At 36.1% G+C, this 26,623-nt stretch carries 27 protein-coding genes; 10 read left to right on the top strand and 17 right to left on the bottom strand.

The window, feature by feature from the left end:
* The first annotated feature begins 50 nt into the window (after nt 1-50).
* Complete coding sequence (locus AW17_RS07335) at nt 51-1,658, top strand: SulP family inorganic anion transporter (RefSeq protein ID WP_029275477.1); 1,608 nt, start codon at nt 51-53, stop codon at nt 1,656-1,658.
* Between the two features lie 2 nt (nt 1,659-1,660).
* The gene (gene can, locus AW17_RS07330; RefSeq protein ID WP_029275476.1) at nt 1,661-2,317 is read left to right on the top strand and encodes a carbonate dehydratase; all 657 of its coding nucleotides are present in this window, start codon (nt 1,661-1,663) and stop codon (nt 2,315-2,317) included.
* Between the two features lie 65 nt (nt 2,318-2,382).
* Here can and AW17_RS07325 read toward each other — a convergent pair whose 3' ends face one another.
* The 10 genes from AW17_RS07325 to AW17_RS07290 all read right to left on the bottom strand — a co-directional run bounded on the left by AW17_RS07325 (nt 2,383) and on the right by AW17_RS07290 (nt 11,561).
* Entirely contained in the window at nt 2,383-2,643 is a 261-nt protein-coding gene (locus tag AW17_RS07325; RefSeq protein WP_029275475.1) for a hypothetical protein, read from the bottom strand.
* 113 nt (nt 2,644-2,756) lie between these two features.
* Complete coding sequence (locus AW17_RS24870; protein ID WP_245235020.1) at nt 2,757-3,719, bottom strand: sulfatase-like hydrolase/transferase; 963 nt, start codon at nt 3,717-3,719, stop codon at nt 2,757-2,759.
* The gene (locus tag AW17_RS24865; RefSeq protein WP_245235019.1) at nt 3,646-4,278 is read right to left on the bottom strand and encodes a sulfatase-like hydrolase/transferase; all 633 of its coding nucleotides are present in this window, start codon (nt 4,276-4,278) and stop codon (nt 3,646-3,648) included. The genes AW17_RS24870 and AW17_RS24865 overlap by 74 nt, the downstream gene beginning before the upstream one ends.
* Before the next feature lie 219 nt (nt 4,279-4,497).
* Nucleotides 4,498-6,132: an L-glutamate gamma-semialdehyde dehydrogenase gene (gene pruA / locus AW17_RS07315; protein ID WP_029275474.1), complete on the bottom strand. Its 1,635-nt coding sequence runs from the start codon at nt 6,130-6,132 to the stop codon at nt 4,498-4,500.
* Nucleotides 6,133-6,430: 298 nt separating this feature from the next.
* The gene (locus AW17_RS07310) at nt 6,431-7,156 is read right to left on the bottom strand and encodes a LytR/AlgR family response regulator transcription factor (RefSeq protein WP_029275473.1); all 726 of its coding nucleotides are present in this window, start codon (nt 7,154-7,156) and stop codon (nt 6,431-6,433) included.
* Nucleotides 7,153-7,917: a sensor histidine kinase gene (locus AW17_RS07305; protein WP_167343647.1), complete on the bottom strand. Its 765-nt coding sequence runs from the start codon at nt 7,915-7,917 to the stop codon at nt 7,153-7,155. Before AW17_RS07305 ends, AW17_RS07310 begins: the two co-directional genes overlap by 4 nt.
* Before the next feature lie 368 nt (nt 7,918-8,285).
* Nucleotides 8,286-9,329 carry a sensor histidine kinase gene (locus AW17_RS07300; RefSeq protein ID WP_157280235.1) on the bottom strand — a complete coding sequence of 348 codons (1,044 nt, stop codon included), beginning with the start codon at nt 9,327-9,329 and terminating at the stop codon, nt 8,286-8,288.
* A gap of 3 nt (nt 9,330-9,332) precedes the next feature.
* Nucleotides 9,333-10,733, bottom strand: a complete 1,401-nt coding sequence (locus AW17_RS07295) for a S41 family peptidase (protein ID WP_029275470.1) — start codon at nt 10,731-10,733, stop codon at nt 9,333-9,335.
* Between the two features lie 135 nt (nt 10,734-10,868).
* Complete coding sequence (locus AW17_RS24105; protein ID WP_157280234.1) at nt 10,869-11,042, bottom strand: hypothetical protein; 174 nt, start codon at nt 11,040-11,042, stop codon at nt 10,869-10,871.
* 195 nt (nt 11,043-11,237) lie between these two features.
* On the bottom strand, nt 11,238-11,561 hold the full coding sequence (locus AW17_RS07290) for a hypothetical protein (protein ID WP_029275469.1): 324 nt from the start codon (nt 11,559-11,561) through the stop codon (nt 11,238-11,240).
* Nucleotides 11,562-11,820: 259 nt separating this feature from the next.
* On the opposite strand from AW17_RS07290, the gene AW17_RS07285 reads away from it, so the two are divergent.
* From AW17_RS07285 to AW17_RS07260, 6 genes are all read left to right on the top strand, one after another.
* On the top strand, nt 11,821-12,051 hold the full coding sequence (locus AW17_RS07285) for a hypothetical protein (protein WP_029275468.1): 231 nt from the start codon (nt 11,821-11,823) through the stop codon (nt 12,049-12,051).
* A 92-nt stretch (nt 12,052-12,143) separates the two neighbouring features.
* The gene (locus tag AW17_RS07280) at nt 12,144-12,641 is read left to right on the top strand and encodes a CPBP family intramembrane glutamic endopeptidase (protein ID WP_029275467.1); all 498 of its coding nucleotides are present in this window, start codon (nt 12,144-12,146) and stop codon (nt 12,639-12,641) included.
* Nucleotides 12,642-13,133: 492 nt separating this feature from the next.
* Nucleotides 13,134-13,367: a hypothetical protein gene (locus AW17_RS07275; protein WP_029275466.1), complete on the top strand. Its 234-nt coding sequence runs from the start codon at nt 13,134-13,136 to the stop codon at nt 13,365-13,367.
* A 100-nt stretch (nt 13,368-13,467) separates the two neighbouring features.
* Nucleotides 13,468-15,177: a hypothetical protein gene (locus tag AW17_RS07270; RefSeq protein WP_029275465.1), complete on the top strand. Its 1,710-nt coding sequence runs from the start codon at nt 13,468-13,470 to the stop codon at nt 15,175-15,177.
* A 183-nt stretch (nt 15,178-15,360) separates the two neighbouring features.
* Nucleotides 15,361-16,521 carry an HlyD family secretion protein gene (locus AW17_RS07265; RefSeq protein ID WP_029275464.1) on the top strand — a complete coding sequence of 387 codons (1,161 nt, stop codon included), beginning with the start codon at nt 15,361-15,363 and terminating at the stop codon, nt 16,519-16,521.
* A gap of 97 nt (nt 16,522-16,618) precedes the next feature.
* Nucleotides 16,619-18,808: a peptidase domain-containing ABC transporter gene (locus AW17_RS07260; protein ID WP_051691677.1), complete on the top strand. Its 2,190-nt coding sequence runs from the start codon at nt 16,619-16,621 to the stop codon at nt 18,806-18,808.
* 43 nt (nt 18,809-18,851) lie between these two features.
* Here the strand turns inward: AW17_RS07260 and AW17_RS07255 are convergent, their stop codons facing one another.
* Genes AW17_RS07255 through AW17_RS07225 form a run of 7 tightly spaced genes read right to left on the bottom strand, consistent with a single transcriptional unit; the run spans nt 18,852 to nt 24,181 of the window.
* Nucleotides 18,852-19,316, bottom strand: a complete 465-nt coding sequence (locus AW17_RS07255; RefSeq protein WP_029275462.1) for a 4'-phosphopantetheinyl transferase family protein — start codon at nt 19,314-19,316, stop codon at nt 18,852-18,854.
* Nucleotides 19,306-19,566, bottom strand: coding sequence for an acyl carrier protein (locus tag AW17_RS07250; RefSeq protein ID WP_029275461.1), 261 nt, complete (start codon nt 19,564-19,566; stop codon nt 19,306-19,308). Before AW17_RS07250 ends, AW17_RS07255 begins: the two co-directional genes overlap by 11 nt.
* Nucleotides 19,559-20,836, bottom strand: coding sequence for a beta-ketoacyl-[acyl-carrier-protein] synthase family protein (locus AW17_RS07245; protein ID WP_029275460.1), 1,278 nt, complete (start codon nt 20,834-20,836; stop codon nt 19,559-19,561). The genes AW17_RS07250 and AW17_RS07245 overlap by 8 nt, the downstream gene beginning before the upstream one ends.
* A complete protein-coding gene (locus tag AW17_RS07240) occupies nt 20,829-21,269 on the bottom strand; it encodes a 3-hydroxyacyl-ACP dehydratase FabZ family protein (RefSeq protein WP_029275459.1) in 441 nt (146 codons plus the stop codon). Before AW17_RS07240 ends, AW17_RS07245 begins: the two co-directional genes overlap by 8 nt.
* 18 nt (nt 21,270-21,287) lie before the next feature.
* A complete protein-coding gene (locus AW17_RS07235) occupies nt 21,288-22,340 on the bottom strand; it encodes a type III polyketide synthase (RefSeq protein ID WP_029275458.1) in 1,053 nt (350 codons plus the stop codon).
* The gene (locus tag AW17_RS07230) at nt 22,337-23,050 is read right to left on the bottom strand and encodes a methyltransferase domain-containing protein (RefSeq protein WP_029275457.1); all 714 of its coding nucleotides are present in this window, start codon (nt 23,048-23,050) and stop codon (nt 22,337-22,339) included. Before AW17_RS07230 ends, AW17_RS07235 begins: the two co-directional genes overlap by 4 nt.
* 3 nt (nt 23,051-23,053) lie before the next feature.
* On the bottom strand, nt 23,054-24,181 hold the full coding sequence (locus AW17_RS07225; protein ID WP_029275456.1) for an NAD(P)/FAD-dependent oxidoreductase: 1,128 nt from the start codon (nt 24,179-24,181) through the stop codon (nt 23,054-23,056).
* Nucleotides 24,182-24,773: 592 nt separating this feature from the next.
* On the opposite strand from AW17_RS07225, the gene lpxK reads away from it, so the two are divergent.
* On the top strand, nt 24,774-25,835 hold the full coding sequence (gene lpxK, locus AW17_RS07220; RefSeq protein ID WP_029275455.1) for a tetraacyldisaccharide 4'-kinase: 1,062 nt from the start codon (nt 24,774-24,776) through the stop codon (nt 25,833-25,835).
* Nucleotides 25,807-26,622, top strand: a complete 816-nt coding sequence (locus AW17_RS07215; protein ID WP_029275454.1) for a purine-nucleoside phosphorylase — start codon at nt 25,807-25,809, stop codon at nt 26,620-26,622. Before lpxK ends, AW17_RS07215 begins: the two co-directional genes overlap by 29 nt.
* Nucleotide 26,623 lies beyond the last annotated feature (1 nt).

The following is a 26,623-nucleotide window of genomic DNA, read 5'->3' as shown; positions in this document are numbered from 1 at the left end:
AGATTCCTCCGCGATTTATTCGTTAAAATTTACTAGATAATTATATCGTTATGCAAAAGTTTAACCCGGCCTTTTCAGGTTCGGACGTGAAGAAATATATTCTTAAAAAGAATTTAAAGAAAGATTTACCTGCAAGTATTGTAGTGTTTTTAGTGGCTTTGCCATTGTGTTTAGGTATTGCACTGGCCTCAGGTGCACCGTTATTTGCTGGTTTAATCACTGGTATTATTGGAGGGGTAGTGGTTGCCTCTTTCAGTGGATCGCAATTGAGCGTTAGTGGCCCGGCAGCGGGTTTAACCGTTATTGTTTTGGGTGCCATAACATCTTTGGGGAGTTATCAAACCTTTTTACTCGCTGTTGTATTGGCAGGGGTATTCCAGATGATTCTAGGACTGGTTAAAGCCGGAACCATTGGTAATTACTTCCCATCGAGTGTAATTGAGGGGATGCTTGCAGCCATCGGATTGATTTTGATTTTAAAACAGTTGCCACATGCATTGGGTGTTGATACCAATTTCAGTGGCGACGAAGGATTCTTTCAGCAAGATCACGAAAATACTTTTTCTGCGATTACAGCAGCAGTAAGCCATTTTAGTTTGGCTGCGGTGGTTATCAGTTTATTATCGATAGCTATACTGATTGTTTGGCCTAAATTTCCAAAACTAGCGGTTGTACCCGCACCATTATTGGTAGTAACTTTAGGTGTTCTTGGAACTATACTTTTTGCTGGTACCGATCATCCACTACGTGCCGATCAGATGGTGAAAATTCCAGTGGTAAGTGGTTTTGGCGAGTTTTTAGGCCTGTTTACCATGCCCGATTTCTCTCAGTTGGCTAATAAAAATGTTTATATAACAGCTGCAACTATTGCTGTTGTGGCAAGTTTAGAAACTTTATTAAGCATAGAGGCAGTTGATAAAATAGATCCAATTAAACGTGTATCGCCAACAAACAGAGAATTAATCGCCCAGGGTTTAGGCAACATCACCAGTGGTATGGTTGGTGGTTTACCTATGACATCGGTAATTGTTCGTAGTTCGGCAAATGTAAATGCTGGTGGTAGAACGAAAATGTCGGCTATTTTTCACGGCAGCTGGCTATTGTTATCATTACTGTTTATCCCAGGTTTAATTAACATGATTCCGTTGTCGTGTTTGGCTGCCATTCTTTTGGTAACGGGTTATAAATTAACGCGCATCAGTTTATTTAAGCACATGTACCATAAAGGATGGGACCAGTTTGTTCCATTTGTGGTTACGGTTGTAGCAGTTTTATTTACCGATCTGTTAAAAGGCGTGGCTGTTGGTATGTTGGTTTCGATTTTCTATTTATTGCGTACCAATATGCGTAACCCGTTCTTTTATAGAATTACGAACGAAGGCGACAAAAAACATATCAGAATTAAATTGGCAGAAGAAGTTTCTTTTCTGAACAAAGCAGCGATACAAGTAGTTTTAACAAATATTCCGAAAGAAACAAACGTAATTATTGATGGTTCGAATGCCAGGTATATAGATCCTGATGTATTGGAAACCATTTATAATTACAAACATAATGCCTATACAAAAGGTATTATTGTAATGTTGGAGAACATCCAAAAACATTATACAGTACCAAAATTAAATATAAAAGTAGAAGAAGATATTAATAAGTTATAAATATGTGCGCAAAAACAATAGATACGAAAGATATAACATACGAAAGTCTGTTACAAGGCAATAAGGACTGGGTTAAAGATACGATGGACAATGATCCTACCTTTTTTGATAAACTTTCTGAAGGTCAGAACCCACCGGTCTTGTGGATTGGTTGCTCTGATAGCCGTGTACCTGCAAACCAGATCACCAACACCAGACCAGGCGATATTTTTGTACATAGAAACATCGCCAATGTGGTGGTGCATACCGATATGAATTTACTTTCAGTGCTGGATTATTCTATTAATGTATTAAAGGTTAAACACGTTATCGTTTGTGGTCATTATGGCTGCGGTGGCGTGAAAGCTGCATTAGGCAATAAACAGGTTGGAATTATTGATAACTGGTTGAGAAATATCCGCGATGTATACCGTACGCACGAACGTGAAATGGCAACAACCAAAGATCCCGATCAGCGTTTTGACCGCTTAGTTGAATTAAATGCCATTGAGGGCGCTGCAAATGTAACCAATACATCAATTGTACAAAGTGCCTGGGCCAGTGGCCAGGAGTTAGCGGTACATGCCTGGGTTTACAGTTTAAAAACAGGAATCATTAAAGACTTAAAAGTAACCTGTACTTGTCTTGATGATGTTGCCCCTGCGTTTAAAGTAGGATAAAAGCACCATAATAAGTGCTATTTTTTAGTTGTTAGGAAAAGCTCCCGATTTTACATCGGGGGCTTTTATTTTTCTGCGGTATTGGGCATATTTCCAGCTTCTCCCTTATTGCCTTTTTCGGCATCTGTTCTTGCTTCTTCCGAACCAAAATCGCCCATTCCGAAATCTCTGCCGAGGTTACCCGCTTCAGTTTGAACACTATTTTTCTTTTCGTTATCGTTGCTCCGGTGGCGCGGCACCTGCTGATCGGGCATATTGTTTTTATCGGCACCGTTATCAGCGTTTTTATTGCCCAGATTTTTGTTGTTATCTTTTGTGTTTTCCATGATCTTCTTTTAAGCTATTGATATAAAACAGTATAAAAGAAGATTGGTTTTGCATCTTTAAATTGGTGTTGTATAAATCGAGTTGGTCAGGGAAATCGATCAACCGATCTGTTTTATTTAGCTTTCGCTTCTTCGGTACTTAATTCGGTACTTAATAAAGTTTCCAATTCTTTCACCTTTTCAGGATATTTTAGGGCAAGGTTATTCTTTTCGCCCAAATCATCATTTAAGTTATACAGTTGCGCTGTAGGTAGGTTTCCACTATCGGTATGGGTAAGCTTATAAAAAGCTTCTCCTCTTGATGGCCTGATATATTTCCAGTTATCTTTAACAATTGCCAGTTGGTCATTCTGTTCGATAAAGAAATTACGGCCTTTTTGGTCTTTTCCGGTAAAAGCATCCCACACATTTTTACTGTCAATTGCATTTTTGCTTTCTACATTGAAAAAGCTGGCAAAAGAGGCCAAAAAATCAATCTGTGAAACTAAGGCTCCAGAAACGCCTGGTTTAATTTTTGCTGGCCACGAAATAATAAAAGGTTCGCGTGTACCGCCTTCTAAAATGCTGTATTTACCTCCACGTAAACTAGCTGCAGGTGTATGGCCGTTTAATTTTTCGAAACCCTGATCTTCGTAGCCATCCATAATTACAGGACCGTTGTCGCTACTGAAAATGATCATCGTATTTTTATCAAGGCCCAGGTATTTTAATTGTTTTATTATTTCGCCAACTGCCCAATCGAGTTGTAAAATTACATCACCACGATTGCCCAATTCACTTTTCCCTTTAAACATGGTGGCAGGTAAACGCGGTACATGCGGTTCTGTTAAAGCATAATACAGGAAAAACGGCTCTTGTTTATGATCTTCGATAAAATTTTTTGCTTTGGTTAAAAAGGTAAACGGAATTTCCTCATCAGTCCAGCGGGCAAGTTTGCCTCCCTGAATATAACCAATATGGCCAATACCGTTTACAATGGTTTGGTTGTGCCCATGATTAGCTTCAGCAGGCATTTTTAACAGTTCTGGGTGAATCTTTTCCTGTTGGATCAGTACCGACTGGGTTTTTATAATCAACTGTAATCGGATCGTTAGGATCTAAACCTACTACCAATTGATTTTCCATAAAAACTGTTAGCGCCCTATCTGCCGTAGCCGGCAAAATAAACGAATAATCGAAACCTACTTCTTTTGGCCCGGGCTTTACTTCTTTGTTCCAGTCTTTTTCTACTGCATTGCCTAAACCTAAGTGCCATTTGCCAACGAGACCTGTTTTATATCCGGCTTGCTGAAAAATTGATGGTAGAGAACTATTATCTGTTGGGATAATCAATGCAGCATCGCCGGGCAAAACACCTGTTCCTTTTTTACGCCATGCATATCTTCCCGTCATTAAGGAATAGCGCGATGGTGTACAGGTAGATGCGGTTGCGTGACCATTGGTAAATCGTAGCCCTTGTTTTGCCAATGCGTCAATATTTGGGGTTTTTATTTTTGTTGCGCCATAACAGCTGAGGTCGCCATAACCTAAATCGTTGGCATAGATGATAATTACATTGGGTTTCTTTTGTGCTGTGGCATAAAAATTAAAGCTTGCAAAACAGACAATAAGAGAAAGTAAAAATTTGTGGTTCATAGTTAGAAAAGGTGTTTATGTTTTTTAAAATTAATACAATCGTCTCGTTTATAACAAGGGTGCACGAGAGCCACATTTTTAATGTGGAGTATAAATTAAGAAATACAATCACTTTTCTTCATAATCCTCGTTGTTCCATAGGAATCACTTTGTGACAAACGAGGACTATATGTGCATAAAAAAGGCCAAACAGTGTAATGCTTGGCCTTATATTTAATATTAATCTTCTGCTAAAAACGGATAACGGTAATCAGTTGGCGGATTAAAAGTTTCCTTAATAGTCCGTGGAGAAACCCAGCGCAACAAATTAATCATTGCACCAGCTTTATCGTTTGTGCCTGATCCTCTGGCGCCACCAAATGGCTGTTGCCCAACTACGGCACCTGTACATTTATCGTTAATGTAAAAATTACCAGCTGAGTTGCGTAATGCGTAACTGGCTTTCTCTATAGCATACCTATCTTGTGATAAAATAGCTCCTGTTAAAGCATAAGGTGAAGTGGTATCAATTACTTCTAAAATCTGGTCGAATTCTTCATCTTGGTATACGTATACAGATAATACCGGGCCAAAAAGTTCTTCACACATGGTGGTATATTTCGGATCATCAACCACTAAAACAGTTGGTTCTATGAAATAACCTTTACGCTTATCATAATTACCACCGGCAATAACTTCAACTCCTTTATCTTTTTTAGCCTGATCAATATATTTAGCCAGTTTATCGAAAGAACGTTCATCAATTACAGCATTAATGAAATTGCTGAAATCTTCAGTTCCACCCATTTTAAATGAAGCTAAATCTCTGATCATTAATTTTTTAATCTCAGGCCACAGGCTTTGTGGGATATAAGTACGGCTAGCAGCAGAACATTTTTGTCCCTGATATTCGAACGCGCCCCTAACAATTGCAGTAACCGAAGCGGCAACGTCTGCACTCGGGTGAACCAGGATAAAATCTTTGCCACCAGTTTCGCCAACAATACGTGGATAGGATTTATATTTATGGATGTTTGTTCCAATTGTTTTCCAAATTTCCTGAAAAACTTTTGTTGAGCCGGTAAAGTGAATGCCTGCAAAATCAGCATGATTAAAAACCACATCGCCAACTTCAGGACCATCTGCAAAAATAAGATTAATTACGCCGTCAGGTAAGCCTGCTTCGCGGAAAATCTGCATAATTACATTGGCTGCATAAACTTGCGTATCAGCAGGCTTCCAAACCACCACATTACCCATCATGGCTACACAAGCAGGTAAATTACCAGCAATTGCGGTAAAGTTGAAAGGCGTTAAAGCGAATATAAAACCCTCTAAAGGACGTTGTTCTGTTCTGTTCCACATGCCATTTGGCGATACTGGCGGCTGTTGACCATAAATATCCTGCATATAACTTACATTAAAACGCAAGAAATCAACCAACTCACAAGCGGCATCAATTTCAGCCTGATAGGCATTTTTACTTTGCCCAAGCATGGTTGCTGCATTTATTTGGTAACGGTACTTTGTAGCAGTCAAATCAGCAGCTTTCATAAAAATAGCGGCCCTATGCTCCCAGGCTAAAGCTTCCCAATCTGCCTTGGCAGCCAAAGCAGCATCTATGGCCTGTTTTACATGGCTTTTATCGCCATAACTAAAGGTCGCCAGTACATGTTGATGATCGTGTGGAGCTACTACTTTCTTTTTATTTTGAGTATGTACCTCTTGTCCGCCAATAAACATCGGAATATCCAATTGTTTAGAACGCGCCTCGGCAATAGCCTCTTTTAAAAGCGAACGTTCTTTTGTGCCTGGCGCATAGCTATTAATGGGCTCGTTAACCGGGGTAGGTACGTTAAAAAATCCTTTAAGCATATTTTATTTTTTATGATTTGGACAAAGATAATGCTTTTTGGGGTAGGCAATTCCATTATTCTGTAAAGAAAATAGAGCAAACGTTTGACTGTGTTATGGAATAGTAAGACGAGTTAATTATAGGGTTATTGTGGTTAAAATTTAGCTATTCCAAAATGACAATGACTTGTTATCGCATTAAAAATTGTTTCCCGCAGATTTCGCTGAAAAAGCCGCAGATTTACAATATGTATTAGAAGAAATATATCTGTTTAATGGCTAACGCTGTACGCTCTGCTCCCTGCTTCTCGCTCAATGCTCAAGAGATCAGCTTTTGTTTCATCATATCCAAAAAATCTTTGCGGTAAGTTTCTCCTATCAATATTTCCGCAGAAATTCCTTTTAAAATAATCCTGTTTCCATCTATAGAGGTGATTTTATTAAGCGCTACTATAAACGATTTCTGCACACGGATAAATTGCGCTTTGGGCAATCTTTCCTCTACATCTTTCATGGTTAGAAGCGCAAGCGTTCTAATGCCATTATGGTGAAAAGCAATATAATTTTTCATGCCTTCAACAAAATCAATTTCGGCAATATTAATTTTTAGCATTTTACCTTTAGCCTCTGTTTTAACCATGAAATAATCATCATCTTGCTGGCTAACAGGTGTGCTGTTTTTTTTAGTGTTAATAATCTTTTGAGCCTTGTTTATGGCTTGTAAAAAACGGGGCAAAGGAATAGGCTTAACTAAATAATCAACCACATCAAGATCAAAACCTGCAGTGGCAAACTCTTTATAGGCAGTGGTAAGTATCACCTGCACATCTTTGTTGTTCATCGTTTGGATGAAATCAATGCCCGATATCTCTGGCATATGAATATCCAAAAAAATGAGATCTACCGGGTTACTGCTTAAAAAACTCAGGGCATCAATCGGATTGATGAATGTTGCGGTGATCTGTATTGCCGCAACAGATTTTAGGTAATGTTGTATTACTTCAATGGCATGGTCTTCGTCATCAACAATAATGCAGTTAATCATGTGGCGTATGGTTGAGGTTTAATTGTTTGCAAGTGTAGTTGTTCCAAAAGCTTTATTTTCGTAACCGATTTATTTTGGTTACCGACTGGACTAAAAGGAATACTCAGATCTAATAAATAATCGCTTTCACTTTCAGTAATGTTTAGGATAAAATTTTTATTATAATGATGGATGAGTCTTTTTTTAATGTTATTCAAACCGATTCCACTCGAAAGTTCCTTTGGCCCCTTTTTCTTTAGATTATACGTGTTTAAATACACATAACTATCTGCTTCATTAATGTTTAAGAAAATTTTAACAGGGTAATTTTTATCTGTACAATTGCCATGTTTTAATATATTCTCAACTACAGTAATCAATATTAGGGGGATGATCCTCACATGCTGGGTGCTTCCCTCAATTTTAAAATCGATCTGCAGTTTATGGTTAAAACGCAGTTGATTTATTTTAATTACATTATTAATGTGTCCAATCTCTTCATCAATCAAGGTCATATGGTCGTCTTTGTCGATCTCTAATGAATAACGCATAATTTCACTCAGCGTCATAATACCATCAGCAAGCTCTTGAGATAAGGGTAACGATTTTGCAAAGAAGAAATTGAGGGTGTTGTTTAAAAAGTGTGGATTAATTTGCGCACGGAGAAAAGCATTTTCTGTATCAAATTTTTCTTTTTCGATTATTCTCAATTCTATTTCACGTTTTATGGATTGACGGAAATAAAACATACTAAAGGATAAAAGTGCATATTTAATAAACATGTATAAGTTTAGGGTTATAAAATCGAAGAATTTAAAAAGCCGGGGCGTAGGGCCATCCGTCCAAACGAAAGGTCGAATGTAATACGCGGTGATGTACCAAAAAACAGCATAAGAGGCATGAGCTAAAATTAAGCTGATAATTAAGGATCGTGTTTTTAAAGGATAGGTATATAGCGTATAAATACACCAACATAAATAAAATGCATATATATCGGGTAAATAAGTGAAAAAGAAATAAAATATACCAGTCGAATAAGTCTTAGGCGAAGTAAAAAAACCAGCTAGAATGCTAAGCATAATATAAGTCAGCCAAAAGCCGATATGATAAAATATTAAACGATGTTTTTTTAGAAAATTCAATTTATTTATCATTTTTTAATCGGGATTTTTAAATTCAATTCATAAAAAATATCTTGATCATTTATATTTAAATTGAATTTTTTTCCATAGTAACTTTTAAGCCGTTTTTGTAAATTTTCAAGACTGGTTCCATGAGAAGTTTCACTTAGCGTGTTATTTTTCTTGTTAAAAGCTATAATTGTGAGGGTGTTATCTTCAGCAATTTTTAAATTAATCATTGCTTTGGCATCATGCTGTGTACAATCTCCATGTTTTAATATGTTTTCGAGAAGTGTAACTAAGGTTAGGGGAGCAATTGTAGCATCTTGTATATCCCCCTCAACTGTTAAATTTATATGAAGGCTATTGTTAAAGCGCAATTGATTAATATTGATAATGTTTCTAATATGTTCTATTTCGTCATTAAGGGGCATCAACTGATTATTTTGATCCATTTGTAACGAATAGCGCATAATCTCCGATAAAGTCATAATTCCATTCGATAGCTCCTCAGATAACGGCAATGATTTAGCATAAAAAAAGTTTAACGTATTATTTAAAAAATGTGGATTTATCTGAGCCCTTAAAAAGGCATATTCAATTTCTAATTTTTCGTTTTGTAATATTCTTAGTAATTTTTCATTGTTGAGGGTTTTCTTAAAGTATTGAAAGCCAAAAGCTATAAGACTCCATTGGATAAAAATATAGAGTATTGATGCTATAAATTGAATTAACTTAAATTCTGAAAGGACATAAATGATACTTAATTTAGGTGCAATCCAGTAATCGATGAGATACCAAAGTACGGTATAAACAATAAATATAATAAGTAATAATAAACTTAGCTTGGTTAAGTTTATTGGCTGTAAATATTTTGAGTAAGTGTACCAGCTTGCATAAAATGCAAATAAAGTAGGGAAATTTATTAGGAATACATCTAAAATTAAATTTGTCCCGATATTAACAGTATAATCTGGATCCCTCGAAGCTTTCATGATTACACCAAATGCCACATAGCTTAGCCAAAAGCTGATATGATATAATAGTGCTCTCTTTTTTTCTGTTAAGTGCAAAATTTATAATTTATAGTCTTTAACAAATTTTACCCAATCCTTAACATCCATAGAAATTTCTACATCAGGTTTAATACCCTCATTAGCTTTGTCTTTATTTGCCCTTAGTAATCTTGTAGGTGGATAAATTAATGTGAAAAATTTACATGGCATTTGAGTTTCTACGCGCTCAACATAGTTAATTGATCCAGCACTATTGATGCCATAGAGTTTGACTTTGGTACTCTGTTTGGCTTGTAATGCAAATAGTTCAGCACTACTGCTTGATTCTTTATTCATTAAGACAGAAACTCGTGATGGTTTTTTTAATATTGTGTTATATCTAATTGTATCAACAGGATATAATAAATACATCTCTCCACGATGTGCTTTTAGTTTCACTAAGTCTTTCTTAAGTGTATTTTGAACATCTTCTGGTATATCAGTAGGTATTTCTTCAAAGCCATCTTTAATATTATCATCTGTTGCCAATACCTCTGCGCCTTCTGTTAGTATTGGATTAGTGTATAGGTAGGGTAAAATCTTTTCAAATGCACCAATTGCTCCTCCACGGTTATTTCGTAAATCGATAATTAAGTGTTCTGTATTTTCCAATGCTGAAGCGTTTTTGATCATCAAACTATCTGTTTCTTGTCGTAATGCAATATCAAAGCTTGGGATGGTTAAAACACTCGTTTTTTTATCTAACTTTTCAAATTTAGGGCTGTTGGTTGCCAATTGGAATTTATATTCTGGCGGTGCATTTTTGTAGAACCTACCAAGTTCTTTTAGATCAATGGTATCTTTTTGTAGGCTTATTTTGGCTGGATAATTTGAATGGTCTCTGGCAAGAAAATATTTGAAACTATAAGTCTGATTTGTTTTTTTTAGTTTGAACTTGATTTGTTGTGGAGTCCAAAATACTCCATCGGCTTTAATTACAAAACCAATAAACTCATCATGAATTAGACTATCACGAATAATGCCATATTTGAAGTTATTGGATTCATGATTCCAGATACCTTCAATATCATCAATAGAGTTTTTATGGTTGTTTAAATAAGATTTAAAATTATTTTCAGTCCAACTCGTTTTTTCTTCTTTTGAGAAAAAGTAAAGTATGGAATCCTTTGGCAGACCCGCATTAAACGTCATAGTCATATGCCTATCCTTAAAAAAATCAAGCCATTTTTTACATAAAGAAATACATTTATTAGGGCTTGTGTTTTTTGCTTCTTTTTGAAGACTATCGGTTAAGTGATCGAATTGCTGTTGATTGTGTTTTACAACCTTATCATTGAAGCCAACATAATTTTTTTTAATATGTTGTATCATAAAATTGAAATTTTCAGAGCAATCGCAATTTTGCGCTTGAGTGGTGGTAACTGCTAAAAGGAGAAAAAGGAAAGAATAAATGTATTTCATGAAATTACTGTTAAAACTGATTTCTAAAGAATTGTTATCTTAATTTCTTTGTGATTTTTTTTTGGAAAGTTTAAATTAGTATTTAATTGCTGAAATTTTTAAGTGATTCGCTATTTTGAGATAAACTAGATATGTTTACTGTGACTGTGTTTGCGCCTCATGACATACTCGTGAAGATGCCCCACCTCTATCATCAGTAATAATCGAATCCCCTCCGTAAATTCTTCTCATTTGCTCTTTCGTCAAATTGGTAAGGTTGTTTTTCTTAAAAACAAACACAGTCTTTTTTTCTAATTTTTTGATTTTCATAATTGTAATAACAGATAGTTAAATAAATGTGTTTAAAAGTGTTATTTCTGAATGCAATTACCAAAAAATATACACCAAACAGCCTTTTGTCTGTACCAAACCAATAGATTGTAGGGCTTAAATAGTGACCATTATTTAGTTTTATACTTCTGTACAAAATCAATCCAATCGGTAATATTGGCGGGTATTGCTACATCAGGTCGAAAAAAAGTCCCGGATCTCGTCTTTCGGGCTACTTTCGTTAAAGGATATGTTCATGTACCCATCCTTAAAAAAGCTAAGCCATTCTCTACATACAGCTATGCACTTATTGCTGCCTGTTGTTACGGCAACTTTTTGCAAGCTGTCTGTAAGATATTCAAACCGTTTCTGTGTTTTCTGATTAACTTTATCGGCATAGCCTACATAATTTTTCTTAATGTGCTGCACCATAAAAGAAAAATTATCACCGCAATTGCAGTTCTGGGCTTGTAAATTATAAAACGGAAATAAGAGCAATAAATAGAAGATTTTTTTCATAGTTTTTAATTACAATTATAGTCGATATTTATACTTAAATGATAAACTATTTTAAAATACATATTTGTCTTATCTTGTACGTAGGTTAATGTAAGACCTGGATTGACGCCTGTTTGATTCAGTATTGGCTATTTCAGCTATTATTATCTATTTTTGTCCTTATAAAAAGCCTTTTAGTGTATCTTTTTTTTTGATTGAAATTTAATATCCAATACTTGTTTCATGTTAGGCCAACATAGGCGGAATCTGAAAAGCCTTAATGAGTAAGAACCAAAAATTTAAATTAAACGAAATGAAAAGCTCAAGATTAAAAAGTTTTGGTATTCAGGAACTGGATGCTAAAGAAATTAAGATGACAAACGGAGGAGGATTCAGTTTAGGTGATTATTTAGTAGGGCATGTATTAGATGCTTGGGTAGAAATATGGTATCATGCAGGGCAAGAAGGGGGGCGTTACCAACAATCACTACCATCTGGATTGAAAAAGTAAATTTTATCTCTAGGATGATCTTTTAGATATCCTAGAGATAACTCCTTTAATTTACAATTTCGTTAATCCTATATAAGTTTTAAATTCTCTATATGTTCAATAGTACAGTTAAAATAAGGTTGGAAAGTATAATGAAAAATCCAGCTGCATTTATTATAACATTTTCTTTTTTTTTATTCATCGTCAGTTTTTTATTTGATTATTTTACTGAATTAATCGAATTTAAGTATGGAACTAAAATTATTTACACTAGTAGAATAACCAATAAAGAGTTTTCTTATAAATTAGTTTTATCGTGTTTTTTAGCTCCAATAATTGAAACTTATTTCTTTCAGAAAGCACCTTATGATATCCTGAAAAAGAAAAATGCTAAAAAATGGATGATAATATTGATCTCAAGTTCTTTATTTGGATTAGTCCACTTTTCAAGTTTTGCATATATGTTATATGGCTTTTTTGCAGGAATTGTATTAATTACAGCTTACATTTATTGGGAAGGATTGAAGCTAAATAAATTTATAATTGTTTTTATCATTCATTTGATACATAACTCATTAGTTCTTTTTAGTGACTTATTAAATATTAAGTAAGTCTGAAATATGCTTTTCGCCATGGAAAAAACAGCTGTCAAAAAAAATCAAAGAATGGTAAATATCCTATTTATTGCCATTCTCGTATGTATATATCTTTTTGATCAGAGAACATCTTTTATAAACGGAGCAATACAAGGCTTTAAAGATTTCGGTATTTTCTTGCATTAACAGTTTAGAAGATATTTTTTTTCATAGTTTTCAATTACAATTATAGTCGATATTTATACTAAAATGACAAACTATTTTAAAATACATATTTGTATTATCTTATGTATAGCTTAATCTGTATTTGAATTGATGTTCGGATTTGACATTGACCATTTAAGCTGTGTTCTAATGTTATTATCTCTTTTTGTACTTATAAAAAGCCTTTTAGTGTATCTTTTTTTTTGATTGAAATTTAATGTCCAATACTTGTTTCATGTTAGGCCAACATAGGCGGAACCTGAAAAGCCTTAAAAGAGTAGGGAATAGACTTTAAAAACTAAAATGAAAAAATTAAAATTACAAGACTTCGGTGTTCAGGAGATGGATGCTAAGGAAATAAATGAAACTGTAGGAGGTGGCCTTTTTGGAGCGCTAATTGGTTTTGTTGTTGGTGCCACTCTTGCTCTTGTTTCTGGCGAGGTTACGATAAATGGTGAGGTGGTATCAGGTAGTGATAACTGGTTTACCGCAGGATTAATTGGCGCAGGAGCCGGTGCAGCTATTATTCCAATCTAATTGACTAATATTAATTAGGAATTGGAAATAATTTTAAATTATATCCAATTCCTTCTTTATCTATTTTTAAAATAATTCTTCAGATCACTTATTGTTAAATATGAAATTTACACTTATAATTTATCTTTTATTATTAGTATCAAGCAATGCTTATACACAGTCCGTAACTTTAAAAGGTAGGGTAGTAGATGCAAAAAATAACATAAAATTATCAGGAGCGACCGTAAAAGTAGGTAATGTATATACACGTACAGATCATGATGGTTATTTTGAAATAACTGCCCCATTAAAGACTTTAACCGCGCTTGGAATAAACTTTAGTCATGTAGGCTATTTTAATATTCGTTTAATATATCAGCCTAATCATTTTTATGATGTTAGATTAACCGAAAGCAGTACTGAATTACAGGAAGTTATAATTGGAGCAGGTGATGATATTATAAAAAAAGCAATTAAAAAAATTGTTTACAACTACCCTAATAAGCCTATTATTATCAAAGGAATATTGAGAACACAATCATGGCGTAACCAGTCTGAATACTTTAAATCGGATGCTTTAATAAAAGCTTATGTACCGGCCTACGATTCAAATGAAAAAACCACGGTTGCTGTGGTACAAAATCACATGGATACGTTGTATGATAAAACTCTTAAGTATCTGAAACATACATCGAACTATAATGTTGTTGATTTCCAGGATATTGCTCATAATAATTATATCCTTCATAAAATTGCTAAAAAAAAGAAGTTTGATTATTTACTTGCAGGTAAGGAGATATATGATAATCATAAAGTATTTGTAATTAATATAACAACACGTGATACCAGTAAGCAGTATGATAAAATCCAGGCAACATTGTATATAGATACAGCCACCTACGCATTTGTTGCCGCAAACACATATACTTACAACCTGGTAAGGGCTGGCTTTTTGCCTCTTAAAATGTTAAATTATCGGGTTGCTTATGAAAAAATAGGGGAGAAGTGGTACTTAAAAGAAACCCACACTTTCGCTTCGTCCGAATTGAAAAAAGAATCACCTCACACTACAGTTGATTTTATCCGAACCGAAATCGATAGCATAAATGTGGATAAGATTTCATATAAAGATATTGTTCAACATCGGGATGATGTTTTATTAATTAATAAACCCAAAAATAATGAGGAATGGGAGAATAATAGTCGTTTGTTTCAAAAAGCCGAAAAGGATGGGCGAATGGAAAGATTATCTAGTGAATCGCTTGATACAATAAAAAGTAATAATGGAATAGCTAATTTAGATAATCAAAAAATAAAGAGACAGTTTGGAAGAAGGGTATTTGACTATTTTAATAAAGATAATGTGCGTACCGCATTAGGCTTGACAAAGTTTCCCGTATTAATAAAGGATCAATTTTATCACGTTTCAGAAAGTATTAATTATGGCTTTGGATTAGGTATTAATTATAGATTGTATAAAAATCTATTCTTAGGATTTCAGGTAAATACGAACCTGCGTAACGATAAACATATCAATCTTTCTACATATGATTTGAATATTTCAAACGATTTTATTTTAAATAAAAATTCAAGAAATTTAACATTTACACCTTACGCTGGTTTTGAACAGATAGTTGTTCGTTATAATGAGGGTAAGGTCCGTAATAATACTTTTAAATATGGACTTAGGCTATCCTATGAGTTAACCCATAAAAAAGCAATATTTTTATCTTCAGGATTTAATTCTGGTGTAAATAACTCTATTCTAAATACCCTAAGTATTACCCCTAGCCATTATGCTATAGGGCTAGGCATTATATTTAAGAAATAAACAGAGAGCTGATTTTTATTAAAATTTTGTAAAACCGATAGTGCCTATTTGTGCATCTATCGGTTTTTTTATTTTCTAAAAGTCAAAAACAGTTTCATCCCTACAATCCCCCTTTTCGTGTATCTTTTTTCTGGTATAAATTAATAATTACAAACTTGGCCTTAACCAAGCCAATTGATGATTATGCCTTTTATAGAAGACACCAATTTTGAAGATAATTCCATCATTTTTTTACACCATACCAAGGTACGGACACAAATTATTTATTCTGCCACCATATTATTCACTCTTGTTGCTTTTGCCGCACTACCTTTTATTTACACAACAGTAAGCGTTAAAGGGAATGGTTCTTTACAGAGTAATATCGAAAGAACAGAAATGCTGGCACCTGTGGCTGGGAAAATTACACTGATTAATTTAACTGATAACAAAAAAATTAAAAAAGGCCAGCTCCTTTTAAATATAGACCCTACTATACCCGAAACACAAAATGTGATTTTGAATAATCGTTCTGGTGAATTAAAAAATTTGTTAAATGATGCGCTCCTCGTTTTAAAACTGGTCGACCTAAGCAATGCAGAGCAGCCTGCATTGCAAACCGGCCTGTATGCGGCAAGTTGGCAACAATATGCGGAACAGATTCAAAATGCACTAAATGCACGCGAACAGGCCTACAAAATTTATAAAAGGTATGAAACATTGTATAGCAAGAAGGTTGTTACCGAAGCAGAGTATGAGCAATATAAGTTTAATTACGATCAGGCGCTTTCTGATTTTAATTTGGTGGCTAAAAAGTACAAAACACAGTGGCAAACAGAATCTAATCAATATAGAAAAGAATTAAAAGATCTCGATGGTCAGAAAATCCAGCTAACTGAACAGGAGAAATTATATCATTTAAACGCAGGGGTATCCGGAACGGTGCAAAACCTGTCAGGTTTACAATTGGGTTCGTTCATTACCGCCAATCAGAAAATCGGCGAGATATCGCCTGATAGTGCTTTGCTGGCCATCTGTTATATTAAACCTGCAGATATCGGTTTAATTAAAGCTGGCCAAACCGTCAGGTTTCAGATCGATGCTTTTAACTATAACCAATGGGGCTTGCTTGCTGGTGTAGTAGCCGACATTTCCGACGATATTATATTGATTAACCAAAGCCCTTATTTTAAAGTGAAGTGTAAATTGGACAAGGATTATTTAAAGTTAAAAAACGGTTATAAAGGAATGGTAAAAAAGGGGATGACCTTTAATGCACACTTTACTATTGCAGAACGAAACTTGTATCAGTTGCTTTATGATAAAGTTGACGATTGGTTAAACCCGTTAAAAGGTGTAGGGTAAAAGGCGTAGGGTTTAAGATCAGCTTAAGGGCCAAAGCCGAAAACGCGCAAATCACCAATCTCAGTTCTCCAGTCTCAAATCTCATATCTCTCTTCTAATGTCTACACTAATAAAACAACGCGATATTACCGATTGTGGCGCCGCTTGTTTGGCATCTATAGCTGCGTTTTATAAATTAAAAATGCCTGTTGCACGCATCCGCCAATTGGCCAGCACCGATCAAAAAGGAACCAATGTTTTAGGTTTGATAGAAGCTGCAAATAAACTGGGGTTTGAAGCAAAAGGCGTAAAGGGCAGTTTAGATAGTCTTTCTAAAATTCCATTGCCAGCCATTGTGCATGTGGTGGTAAAGAAACAATTACAGCATTATGTAGTTATTTATGGAGTAACCGATAAATACATTGAAGTAATGGACCCGGGTGATGGGAAAAAGCACCGCAAAACTATTGATGAATTTACAAGCGAATGGACAGGCGTACTGGTGCTGTTGTTGCCTGATGAGGGTTTTAAGCAAGGCAATGAAAAGGTTGATACCAAAAGCCGTTTTTGGAACCTGATTAAACCGCATAAAAGTATTGTAACACAAGCACTTTTTGGTGCTTTAATTTATACCATACTTGGACTATCTACCTCAATTTTTGTTCAAAAAATAACCGACCATGTTCTGGTAGAAGGTAATCGGAACCTGCTTAATTTAATGAGCTTAATGATGGTGGCTATTTTAGCGTTGCAATTATTTATTGGAACGGCTAAAACTATTTTTACCATCCGCACGGGGCAGCAGATAGATGCCCGGTTGATATTGGGCTACTACAAGCACCTCTTAAAACTGCCTCAGCAGTTTTTCGATACCATGCGGGTGGGCGAAATTATCTCGAGGGTAAACGATGCCGTTAAAATAAGGGCATTTATAAACGATGTTTCCATTAACCTGGTTGTAAACGGCTTTATTGTTGTATTCTCTTTTATTTTAATGTTCAGTTACTATTGGAAACTCGCCTTAATGATGTTGGCTGTTATTCCATTGTATTTATTGATTTATTTCATCAGCAATAAACTAAACAAGAAAATGCAAAGGAAGTTGATGGAGGAATCGGCCGAGTTGGAATCGCAATTGGTTGAGGGCTTAAATAATGTAGCCACAATTAAAAGATTTGGCCTTGAAAGGTTTACCAACGAAAAAACAGAAACTCATTTTATTGGCCTGCTCAGAACAATTTATAAATCAGGATTAAACTCTGTTTTTTCCGGAACATCTACCGAGGTTATTGCCCGTATGCTCACTATCATTTTGCTTTGGGTAGGTGCAGGTTATGTTTTAGATGGCGAAATTACCCCTGGGGAATTATTTTCTTTCTATACCCTTATTGGTTACTTTACTGGCCCGGCTACTTCCTTAATTGGAGCAAATAAATCTATCCAGGATGCCATGATCGCCTCTGATCGTTTATTCGAAATTATGGATCTGGAGATTGAACAAAATTCGTCGGGCATTTTCCTTACGAAAGAATTAATGGGCGATATCAGGTTTGAACATGTAGCTTTTAGATATGGCAGTCGTGTAAATGTGTTTGATGATTTAAGCCTAAAAATTAAGGTTGGAAGTTTTACCGCAATTGTAGGAGAGAGCGGATCTGGGAAGTCTACCTTAATGTCGTTACTTCAAAATATTTATCCCATACAATCAGGCAATATTTTTATCGGAAATCATGCGCTTAAGTATTTGAACAATGCCTCTTTAAGAAATTTACTAAGCGTTGTGCCACAAAAAATTGACCTTTTTGCAGGAAATGTAATCGAAAATATTGCCATTGGCGATTATGAACCAAATATGCAACAGATTATTAGTATTTGTACACAACTGGGGATTATCAATTTTATTGAAGCTTTGCCAGAAGGTTTTCAGACATATTTAGGTGAAAACGGAGCCTCTTTATCAGGCGGACAAAAACAAAGGATTGCAATAGCAAGGGCACTGTACCGCAATCCTGAAATTTTAATTCTGGATGAAGCCACTTCCTCTTTAGATTCGGCTTCTGAGCAGTATGTGCAGCGAACAATAGATTTGTTGAGGATGCAAAAGAAAACAATCATCATCATTGCGCATCGGTTACCTACGATTAGAAAGGCTGATCAGATTATTGTATTAGATAAAGGAAAGGTTGTGGAAGAGGGGAGTCATACTGAAATGATGATGGCAAATGGCCATTACGCCAATTTATGGAAACAGCAATTTGGTGATGATGACCTAACGAGCTTAATGATACCCTCTTTCTATAAGAGTTGACAACTTTTCTTGCCTCCTTGCTAGTAAGTTGTCAACTCTGGAATTAATACACCAAAGCCAAATATTGTCCATGGTGACTCACACAACCTGGTTTAGTGCATTTATAATCACTTGGATGATTTGGTGATGTGTAAATGGTTACTTTGATTTTTTCTAGCTTATTATAAACAGGAGCAGCAATGGTATGAATATATTGTAGCTGTATATCACTTTTAGTGAAATAGGTATCGTTGTCTATACTTACTGTGCCTTTTATCTGATCGATATTTGGATAAATAGTGCAATCTAAACTTTTAGGGGCGAAATTTCTGATTCCGGTTTTACGGTTATAAATTTTATAAGCCGATTCTTTCATACTCCATAACAGCCATACCATTTCATCAGGCCTTTTTGCTGATGAAATCAATAACTGTTCTTCGGCGGTGAAAATTTTATCGAGATAATTTTTACGCCTCCAGTTACTTTGGATTTTAGCCAGATCCAGATCTACGATATCGTTACCCAGCATGCGCTTCCAGTTTTTGAGCTATAATTTCGGTGGTGGCTTTTACTGTAAGCATTTTAGCCATCGAATCGTTGTCTATTTCGATATTGAATTTCTCTTCAATATCTAAAACAATATCAACCAGGTTGGCCGAATTTATTTTTAAATCGTTTATAAAATCGGTGTTTTCGTCAATATGTGCCAAGGCTAATACCTCCTCGCTATAAGGTTCAACTATTGTTTTTAAGGCTTCGATGATCTCTTCTTTATTCATGGGTATATTTTTTAAAAATAATGCAGGCGTTAATATCACCAAAACCAAAACTGGCTTTAGCTAAGATATTAAATGGTTTATGAATTAAGGTTTGTGGAATGCATTTCGCATCAATTAAAGCGGTAATCTCGGGGCTTAGGTCTTCGCAATTGATATTGGGAAAAATAAATCCTTCTGAAAGCTCAAGCATTGAGGCTACACATTCTATGCTCCCTGATGCTGCAATACAATGGCCAATCAGACCTTTTACAGAATTGATGTACGGAAAATCATCTGCAGGTAGTTGTAGTGCTGCTTTCCAGTTTTCTATTTCCAGGGCATCTTTGGTTGTTGCAGTAAGATGGCCATTAATCACATCGATTTCCCGGGCTTCAATACCCGCATTTTTTAATGCTGTTTGGATACATCGCTGTACAGCGGTAGGATTTGGTGCAGTCATCGTACCTAAGCCCCGCTGACCGCCAGAATTGATATGGCCTCCGAGTACTTCGCCATATATTTTGGCTTTTCTAGCCACCGCGCTTTCGAGCGATTCTAATACCAAAGCACCCGCGCCGCTTCCTGGTACAAAACCACTTGCCGTTGCACTCATAGGGCGGCTACCTTTTTCAGGTTCATCATTGTGTTTAAAGGTGCAAACTTTCATGGCATCAAAACCGCCCCAGATGTAAGGGCCGCTATCGCTGGTACTTCCTGCTAACATTCTTATCGCCTGACCTGTCTTAATTCTTTCGTAAGCCAGCAATATACTTTCTGCTCCTGTTGCGCAGGCAGATGAATTGGTGCTTACCTGATTACCTAAGCCGAGCTTGCCGCTGATAAATGCACTTACGCCGCTGGCCATGGTTTGTATCACTACAGAACTTCCTAGCTTTTTGATTTCGAGCGCATCTATTTTATTAATTGCCCATCTAAATTTATCTATACCCGAAGTGCCTGTTCCGAAAATAGTACCGCTGTCCCAGTCGGGCGCTTCATTATTTTCGATGGTTAAGCCCGCATCTTTCCAGGCATCCAAACCAGCAATAACACCATATATAATTCCTGTACTGTTTAGGTTTCGTAATTCAAGCGGTGTAAAATATTGGCTGATCCGCTCTTCGCTAAGTACTGGTTTGCCTGCTATCTGACAAGAGAAGTTTAAGGCTTCCAGATCGGGCTGATGGCGGATGCCTGAAAGCCCTTTTTTTATGGCCTCAGAAAACTCATCAATGGTGGTGCCATTGGGTGCGCATACGCCTAAGCCGGTAATTACAACCCTGTTATCCATTTTCTTTCGAAATTAACATTCCAGAAATATTTCCTTTGCAAACCATTTCGCCTGCTGCATTTTCCATTTTTACTTTGCAACTCAGTTTATTAAACCTAAAATAAACTTTCTCACTCGTTACCGTAACCTGCTCACCAGGGTAAACCGGTTTTAAAAAGTCAATAGCGTTTGAAGTCATGGCTATGGCTACATTTTGACTTGTATCATTCTTTAACAGGTAAATACCTAAACAAACCAATCCAATCTGTGCCATGGTTTCAGTGAGGATCACCGCGGGCGTTACCGGACGGTCTTTAAAATGACCCTCGTAAAATGGAAGGTTTTCAAGATAGGTATATGTCCCGGTTACGCCGTTTTCGTCAACATGCAGCAACTCATCAACAAATAGAAAAGATTTGCCGTAAGGGAGTTTAGCTAAGATCTCTTTTTTCATTAGTGATTAGTTGAATGATTACCATTGTAAAAGTATGCGTTGTGCCGAAAATCCAGGACCAAAACTTAACATTAGTCCTTTTTCTCCAGGTATTGGCTTTTTATCCATAATCCGTTCTAAAACATAGAGAACCGTTGCGCTGCTCATGTTTCCATAAAGCCTTAAAACTTCTTTCGTTTCGTCTATATTTTTGCCTAGCTGGCCGAATAATTCTTCAACAATCTGGATAATCTTTTTTCCACCCGGATGGAAGATTAAATGGTTTATATTATTAATGTCGAGTCCATTCTTGGAAAGAAAAGGATGAATAATAGCTGGAAAATGATTCGAAATGGTTTCTGGAACTGCCACATCCAGTACCATTTGCAATCCGGTATTGGTAAGTTTAAATCCCATCATCTCTTCAGCATCATAAAAATGGTACATTTCTTCAGCCAAAATCTCTGGCCCACTATCTTCTTCATTCGAACTTAACAGTACACAGGCGGCACCATCGCCAAATATTGCTGCACTTACAATGTTGGCCATCGAAAAATCGTTTAATTGAAAGGTTGCCGTTGGTGATTCTACCGCAACAACCGCGGCCCGTTTACCGGGATTGGCTTTTAGAAAATTCTTGGCATAAATCATGCCTGATACACCAGCGGCACAGCCCATTTCGGTAACCGGCAGGCGCACGATATCCTGGCGGAGTTTAAGTAAGTTGATCAGATAAGCATCTAAAGAAGGGATCATGATACCGGTGCAGCTCACCGTGATGATATAATCTAGGTCTTGAGCTTGCCAGTTGGCTTTTTCGAGTGCGGTTTCCAAACATTTGGCACCCAGCTTTATCCCTTCCCTTACATAAATGTTGTTTCGCTCCTCAAAACTTAAATCACTAAAAACCTCTTCGGGCGACATGATCGAGTATCTTTTATCTACTGCGGCACTTTCAAAAATCTTTTTTACCTTTCGGATCAAGCGATCATCCTGATTTTTTAGCCAAATATCTAGAAATGGCAAAATCTCATCGGTTGACCGCCAAAATTCGGGCAAGGCTTTACTTACTGCTTTTACGGTTACGCTCATATTGTTTTAATTATCCATTGGTAGCGGAAAGCCCATTTCCATTTTATTGAACTCGATTTTAGCTTTAATTGTTTGCTGTAATTAAGCAAATCTGCCCTTTTAAACCCACGCATAATTGATACTAACCCATCTTCTCTCGACATATCATTTAAACGGAATACATAACACAATGCTTTAAACAGGTAATATGCCACTGCACTTCTTTGCAGGTCGTTTATTACAATGCCCATTGTTGCCAACCTTTTAAAATTCTCAAGCAGATCAATAATTTCTTCATCTTTAAAATGATGTAGGGTTAAAGTACAAAGCATAATGTCGCACGGTTCTGTTTTACTTAAGTCATCAAAAATATCGTTACAGGCATAGGTTATATTGGGGTAGTTTTTAGATAAACTTTGCGCATGATTGATGGTGAAGCTATTGGCATCTATCCCTTTTAAAATAAAACGTAAACCTTGTTTATTTGCATAATCTGCCAAAGTGCGCAACATATTGCCATTTCCACAACCAATATCAGTAATACGAATAACCTCGTCCTTTGGTTTGCTGTTGATTAAGCTTTTAATCCCTTCTAGTGTAACTTTATTACCACCAAGGAGCTGATTGATGCTGGCTATTTTATCAAGTGCATCGCGTAATATCTCACCTTCCATGGCAAAGTCATCCATAATCTCAGGCGCTGTACTTCTATATGTGGTATCTACTGGCATTTATTATAAAATATTGATCGGTTTACCATGTGTCTGTTTAATTATTTTATGGAGAAGAAAGGGCATTTTAGTTAACGCATTCATGGCCAAACTCTCGAATTTATTGTTCCTCAATAAAGAAGATAATACACTGCCCATTTTTAAGCGGCTTTTAAATTCCTTGTTCCAGTGTAAAGTATAAGTTTTTTCCAATGCTACACGCGAACCAATTTTTCCCTCCATTCTTTGATGTAAAAGTTCTGAAACAATTTTGGCACTGTGAATGGCCATGGCCATACCATTGCCACAAAGTGGATGAATTAATCCGGCAGTATCGCCAATCATTAAAATATGGTTATACACAGGTTCTTTAGTTTCGAAAGAAATCTGACTGATGGTTAATGGTGCATCGAATAAACAGGTAGCATTTTCGAAAATAGCTTTCAAATGCCTGTTTTTATAGAGTGCGTTTTCCTGGAAGGCAAGCAGGTTTTTGTGTTTTTTGAAACGCTCATAGTTAGCTAGGTAACAGATATTCAATCGGTCATTTTCAACCTTCGAAACGCCACAATAGCCACCTTCAAAATTATGAAGGCTTACCAGATTATTGGGAAAATCGGCTTTATAATGTGCTTTAACTGCCAGATAGGGTGATTGTTTATTGATGAAATTCCGGTTTAGCTTAACATCAATTGCTGATCTTTTTCCATAAGCGCCAATAACGTAAGCTGCAACAAAAGCGTTTTTAGCAGTTGTTACCGTAAATTGATTGTTGGCAAAGTTAATCTGTACTACGCGATTATGAATTATGTTTATTTTTCTCCTGATCAGTTCGGTATAGAGATAATGATCGATGGTGTATCTGCTTAAACCAAAGCCGCCAAGGGATAATTTAGTTTTTATGCTTTTGCCAGAAAGGGAAGTGAAAAGCAATTCGCTTATTAATGTGGGTGCCAGATTTTCAATATCCAAACCGAGCCATTCAAAATAAGGGAGCACCTCATTCGAAATATATTCGCCGCAAACTTTATGGTGGGGATAGGTATCTTTTTCGATCAACGTAACATTTAAACCCGCCTTATTCAGGTGAAGTGCAGCTGTTAAACCTGCCAATCCACCACCAATAATTAAAATTTCTGTTTCGGCCTGCATATGATAAGATGGAATCCCAATATAACATTTAAAATTCGGGTTTGTTCCATTTAAGCTTCTTTAACCACTGAGATCATGGAGAGAAAAACACAGAGGGCACCGAGTTGGGTGTGCAATGTGCTGTCCGAACAAGGTGCTGTCAGATGTTACCATCTGACAGTTTCGTTTGCGCTCGTTTCCAAACGAGCGCAGAAATAGCTATACGATTCCATCGTTTAAAACGATGATATATTCAACACTCGTTAGAAACGAGCGTTAGCTGAAAATAACTACACGATTTTATCCTTTGTAAACGATGATTGTTTCTTTTAGAAGGTTCAAAACCTTTAATAGTAGCACGGTTGCTTCTAATTAAACGGGATTGCAGCGATACACTTTTGTTTTTCTATAACAAAAGGTTTAGCGGAAAGCCCGACTATCATTAATTATACTACTGACAAGCTTTTCTAAAAAATCTTTAAAAATTTAGCTACCTGGTTTGCAATTATGCTCATTAACATAAAATTCCGGCAAACCATTTCATCTGGTTAACGGTTGCTTAACTGGGCCATGCCTTTCTTTTTTAAATAATCAGTATTTTTGAAGCCACGATATGCTACTGAACTATCTACGCCTTTTACTACTTCCTTTTTCGATCATTTATGGAATGGCTATTCTCCTCCGTAAAAAACTTTATGATTGGGGATTGATGCGATCTGTAAAGTTCGATTTGCCGGTAATCTGTGTAGGCAATTTAGCCGTTGGCGGATCGGGCAAAACACCAACAACAGAATATTTAGTGAAGTTGCTGGCCGGTTATAAAATCGCCATACTCAGTAGGGGATATGGCCGGAAAACAAAAGGCTTCATTGTAGCTGATAGCGCAGCAACTGCCGAAACGATAGGGGATGAACCTTTACAGTACCATCAAAAATTTGCAAATGTTACCGTTGCTGTTTGCGAAGACCGCGTGAATGGGATTAAGCAATTGAAAGAGAGTCATGATTTAATTATCCTTGATGATGCCTTTCAGCACCGCGCAGTAAGAGCAGGTTTTAATATTTTGCTTTTCGAATTTAGCAAGTTGGGTACTTTACAGTTTTTATTGCCGGCGGGAAATTTAAGAGATGTTTTCTCCTCGCGTAAAAGGGCCGATATATTATTGGTCACAAAATCGCCGGTTCCTTTGTTACATGTTGCCCAGCAGGCCGCTATAAATGAACTGCAGCCAAATGCCAATCAACCGGTATTACATTCTTATCTCAAGTATGGCAATCTTATCCATTTATACCGTAACGAAAGTCGCACGCTCGGGTCGATTAGAGATTTCGAAATTTTCCTGCTCACCGGAATTGCAAACCCCGCTCCGTTAATAGAAGAGCTTGAAAAATATACTAAAACCATTAAACACCAGGAATTTCGGGATCATTATGCTTTTAAAAATGACGATATTAAGAAGTTTAAATCGGTTTTTATGGCCGGTGCTAAAAAAGATAAAATCATTATCACAACAGAAAAGGATAGCAAGCGTTTAAGAGCTACCGGATTTGAAGATTTACTGGTAGATTTACCTGTATATTATTTACCCATAGAGGTTGAATTATTTGAAGAAGATAAGATTACCTTTGACGAACTCATTTTAAACTATGTTAAGAGCAATAGAAGAAACCGTTGAATATATAAAACGTAAAACAGAGAATTTTAAGCCAGAAATAGGGATTATTTTAGGTACTGGCTTGGGTGGCTTGGTAAAAGAAATCGAAGTTGAGCATCAATTGATGTATTCTAATATTCCAAATTTTCCAATTTCTACTTTAGAATTTCATAGTGGGAAACTGATTTTTGGAACATTGAACGGGAAGAAAATTATTGCCATGCAAGGGCGCCTACATTATTATGAAGGTTACAGCATGCAACAGATTACCTTCCCGGTTAGGGTAATGAAAGGTTTGGGTATAGAAAACTTAATTGTATCTAATGCTGCGGGCTCGTTAAATCCTGAGTTTAAAAAGGGTGATTTAATGATTATCGACGATCATATTAATCTGCAGCCAGATAACCCATTGCGTGGTTTAATCGAAAGTGAATTAGGGCCCCGTTTCCCGGATATGAGCCAGCCCTATAAACGCGATATCATAGCTAAAGCGCTGGAAATAGCTAAAGATGTAGATATTAACTGTCATAAAGGGGTATACGTTGCCGTTTCCGGACCGAATTTAGAAACCAAAGCTGAGTATAAATACCTGCGTTTAATTGGCGCTGATGCCGTTGGTATGAGTACCGTGCCTGAGGTTATTGTGGCCAACCACGCTGGTTTACCTGTTTTTGCCATCTCCGTGTTAACGGATGAGGGTTTTCCGGAAGATCTGCAACCTTTTAATTTAGAAGAAATTTTAGCAGCAGCCGCCAAAGCCGAGCCTAAAATGACGGAGATTTTAACCCGCTTAATTTCTGAACTATAAA

This window comes from Pedobacter borealis DSM 19626 (assembly GCF_000708285.2).
Lineage (GTDB): Bacteria > Bacteroidota > Bacteroidia > Sphingobacteriales > Sphingobacteriaceae > Pedobacter > Pedobacter borealis.
This window is presented reverse-complemented; position numbering and strand designations above follow the sequence as displayed.